This window comes from Desulfotomaculum sp., from assembly GCA_003513005.1.
GTDB lineage: Bacteria > Bacillota > Desulfotomaculia > Desulfotomaculales > Nap2-2B > 46-80.
Genome location: DOTD01000059.1, coordinates 20,760 through 24,407, shown reverse-complemented (window position 1 = coordinate 24,407; position 3,648 = coordinate 20,760). Strand labels below are relative to the sequence as shown.

Here is a 3,648-nt window from a genome sequence, read left to right as displayed (position 1 = left end):
TTCCTTTTCTCTATTGAATAGGTGAATGTATTTAATTGATAAAGAACATTCTATTTCATGAATGGAAATTAAATAGGACTGTGAATAGTAACACCAGCCCATTGACAATTGTAGAAATTTTTTGTTATCAATGGTGAATATTACAAAAAAGTGCTATAATGGACCTGTATGTTCTTAAACAATCAGGTGAAAAAATGAGTGTTGAGCAGGAAAGATGACCATCGGTGAGAATTTACGTGAAGTAAAAGAAAAAATCGAGCTTGCCGCCAGGAAAACCGGCCGGGACCCGGCATCTGTAAAGCTGATTGCCGTAACCAAAACAGTTCCGGCGGATCTGATTAAACATGCCATCAGAGCAGGTGTCACCGCCCTGGGAGAAAACAAGGCACAGGAAATGCTCTTCAAACAGCCCCTTTTGCCGCCTGATCTGGAATGGCACTTTATCGGGCGCCTGCAGAGCAATAAAGTTAAGCACGTTGTCGGGAAAGTCAGTCTTATACACTCCCTGGACAGCTGGAAACTGGCTCTGGCGATAAATGACTTTGCCTTAAAAACAGACAGGCAGGTTATGGTTCTGGTCCAGGTTAACATAGCTGAAGAGGCTTCAAAGCAGGGTTTGTCTCCCGCTGAAGCAGCTGATTTTATAAAAGAGGTTATAACACTCAAGGGGCTGAAAATACGGGGCCTGATGACGATAGCGCCTGAGACGGCGAATCCCGAACAGGTTAGGCCTGTTTTTCGCGAATTGAGATTTCTGGCCGGGCGGATAAAAAATAATTTGCCTGGCGTTGATCTGGGATATCTTTCTATGGGCATGAGCGGCGATTTTGTAGTGGCTGTTGAAGAGGGGGCCAATATGCTGCGTCTGGGAACGGCAATTTTTGGTCCGCGAAATAAGTAGGAAAGGAGGATAACATGGCTGCTAAAAAGTTGGTGGACAGGGTGTTGGATTTTATGGGTTTTTGGGAAGAGTCCTCTGATGATGAGGAAAAGACCCAGGATGAACATTACCGTGATGATGAGGGGTTTGCCGCGCAGCCCAGGCGCAAAAAGGGTCAGGTGGTAAATATACATGCTCAGCGGCAGGTCAAAGTTGTTGTCGCCGAACCGAGGGTATACGACGACGTCCAGAATTTCGCCGATCACTTAAAAAATCACCGGCCTGTAATAATAAACCTGGAAAAGGCGAACGCGGATCTTGCCAAGCGTGTGGTTGATTTTATAAGCGGTACGACATACGCTCTGAATGGCTCAATTCGCAAAGTCGGAAACGGCATCTTTCTTTTCACCCCGAGCAATGTTGATATAGCTTCCGAGCTGAAAGAAGAGGCCAGAGAACAGGACCATAGTCTTTTTTCCTGGATGCGACAGGTATAATTATTTTTAAGGAGTAACTCTATTTGTTTTTACAGAATATTAAAATTGGTTGTCTGGGGGGAGGAGCCATGGCCGAAGCTTTGTTGTCAGGTCTGGTTAAAAGCGGCCTGGCTCCGGGTAATCTTTTTGTCAGCGATATCAGAAGGGAAAGGCTGGATTACCTGTCTTCCGCATTAAAAGTCAACCCGGTTGACGACAACTGCCTTTTAGCCAGGCAGGCGGATATTCTGATAATTGCTGTCAAGCCATCCGTGGTAGGCAGGGTAATGGCTGAAATAAGCGGTTCCTTAGCGGCGGGCTGCACTTTGATGTCTATCGCCGCCGGGGTGCCCATAAAATATATAGAAAGCTTTCTTAAAGCTCCGATTGGTGTAATCAGGGTTATGCCCAACACGCCGTGCCTCGTTGGGGAAGGCGCCTGCGCCATCAGTTCCGGTACACATGCTGCTTCTGCTGACAGAGACCGGGCGGAAGCCGTTTTATCAGCAGTTGGAAAAACGGCGGAGGTGCCCGAGGAATTGATGGACGCTGTAACAGGCTTGAGCGGCAGCGGGCCGGCTTATATGTTTCTGATCCTGGAAGCGCTTAGCGACGCCGGCGTCAGGGAGGGCATGTCCAGGGACGTATCTCTTCTTCTAAGCGCCCAGACCATGCTTGGCGCTGCAAAAATGGTTTTAGAAAGAGGTGAACATCCCGCCGTACTCAAAAATATGGTAACCTCACCGGCGGGGACTACGGCTGAAGGACTTCTGGCCCTGGAAGAAAAGGGTTTGCGTTATGCCCTGATGAAGGCAGTGGATAAAGCTGCCCAACGTTCCAGGGAGATTTCCGGCAGCTTGAAATAGAGGTGTTTCATGAGTATTGATTCAATTATCAGTAATATCTTTTATATTTACTACCTGCTGATTATTGCGCGCATATTTTTATCTTTTATTCCACACAACCCTTACAATTCGGCAATCAGGTTTGTTTATGAAGTAACCGACCCGTGGCTGAATATCTTCAGGCGCATTATACCCCCCATCGGCATGATCGATATATCACCGATCGTCGCTATTTTTGCTTTGAGAATCGTCCAAAGGATACTGCTTGGGTTTTTGCATTTTATAGGATTATAAATACACCTTTTTCCAGGGGGCAGGGGAAATTTGATTACTGCAGGTATTGACGTCGGCTCAACAACTACTAAAGCTGTCGTTGTGGCGGACGGTTTGTGGAGCGGAGACGCCCTGGCGCCCACGGGTATTAATAACCGGGCCAGCGCGGAGGAATCACTGGAAAAGGCTCTTGCGAAAGCACAAATTTCTTCCGGTCAGGTTAACCGGATTGTGACCACAGGTTACGGCAGGGCTAATATACCGTTTGCCGACAAACAGGTGACGGAAATTACCTGTCACGGACGCGGCGCGCACAGCCTTGTTCCGGGACTTCGCACGGTAATTGATGTAGGCGGGCAGGACAGCAAGGTAATTTGCCTTGATTATCATGGACGTGTTGTCGATTTTGTGATGAATGATAAATGCGCGGCCGGTACGGGCAGGTTTTTAGAAGTTATGGCCAGAGCCCTGGAAAGCGACCTGGAAGATATGGTGGTTCAGGCCAGGCGGGGGACCGGACAGGTTCCCATCAGCAGCACCTGCACAGTCTTTGCCGAGTCGGAGGTTATTTCCCACCTTGCTTCGGGAAAGTCCAAGGATGAGATTATCCGCGGGCTTTTTGAGGCAGTTGTCAACCGCCTGGAAGGAATGGCCCTGCGTTTGAATGTCCAGCCGGAGATTGCCATGACGGGCGGTGTGGCTTTAAATGCCGCCGTAGTTGAAATCTTGAGCCGTGTCCTTGGACAGGCCGTCCACGTGCCGGAAAAAGCTCAACTGGTCGGGGCATACGGAGCTGCCTTGATTGCCGCGGAAAAATAAAAAACACCCTGAAGGCGTTTATATAAATGCTCAAGCTGCGTCATGACGGCAATGATTTGATTGTAAAAGTTTATATCCAGCCCAGGTCGGCAAAGAATGAACTGGCGGGTTATTTTCAGGATGCTTTAAAAATTCGCTTAACTGCAGCTCCTGTTGAGGGGGAGGCAAACGAAGCCTGCCGGGTTTTCCTGGCGGAAAAGTTGGGTATTTCCAAATCGAGGGTGAAAATTATCAGCGGACTGACCAACCGCCATAAGCAGGTTAAAATATTAGGCTTAACAGATTCCCAGTTCAAGGACATTCTCTCCCGGGAGGGAATCTGTGACCTCCGTCAAGAGACACAAGGGGACGGTTC

The 3,648-nt window shown here is 48.4% G+C and carries 6 protein-coding genes; all 6 read left to right on the top strand.

Features of this window, described 5'->3' with window-relative positions; translation table 11 throughout:
* Positions 1–214 precede the first annotated feature (214 nt).
* The gene (locus DEH07_07370; protein ID HBY04346.1) at positions 215–901 is read left to right on the top strand and encodes a YggS family pyridoxal phosphate-dependent enzyme; all 687 of its coding nucleotides are present in this window, start codon (positions 215–217) and stop codon (positions 899–901) included.
* 14 nt (positions 902–915) lie between these two features.
* Positions 916–1,377 (top strand): cell division protein SepF, encoded by a 462-nt coding sequence (locus DEH07_07365; protein ID HBY04345.1) that lies wholly within the window; start codon positions 916–918, stop codon positions 1,375–1,377.
* A gap of 23 nt (positions 1,378–1,400) precedes the next feature.
* Entirely contained in the window at positions 1,401–2,222 is an 822-nt protein-coding gene (gene proC, locus DEH07_07360) for a pyrroline-5-carboxylate reductase (protein HBY04344.1), read from the top strand.
* Positions 2,223–2,237: 15 nt separating this feature from the next.
* Positions 2,238–2,495 carry a hypothetical protein gene (locus DEH07_07355; GenBank protein HBY04343.1) on the top strand — a complete coding sequence of 86 codons (258 nt, stop codon included), beginning with the start codon at positions 2,238–2,240 and terminating at the stop codon, positions 2,493–2,495.
* 30 nt (positions 2,496–2,525) lie between these two features.
* A complete protein-coding gene (locus DEH07_07350) occupies positions 2,526–3,293 on the top strand; it encodes a 2-hydroxyglutaryl-CoA dehydratase (GenBank protein ID HBY04342.1) in 768 nt (255 codons plus the stop codon).
* A 26-nt stretch (positions 3,294–3,319) separates the two neighbouring features.
* Positions 3,320–3,648: hypothetical protein (locus DEH07_07345; GenBank protein HBY04341.1), on the top strand; the 329-nt coding region annotated here is incomplete at its 3' end.

Coding starts and splice junctions, on each gene's coding strand:
- DEH07_07370 (HBY04346.1), top strand. CDS start 215: ATGACCATCGGTGAGAATTTACGTGAAGTAAAAGAAAAAATCGAGCTT.
- DEH07_07365 (HBY04345.1), top strand. CDS start 916: ATGGCTGCTAAAAAGTTGGTGGACAGGGTGTTGGATTTTATGGGTTTT.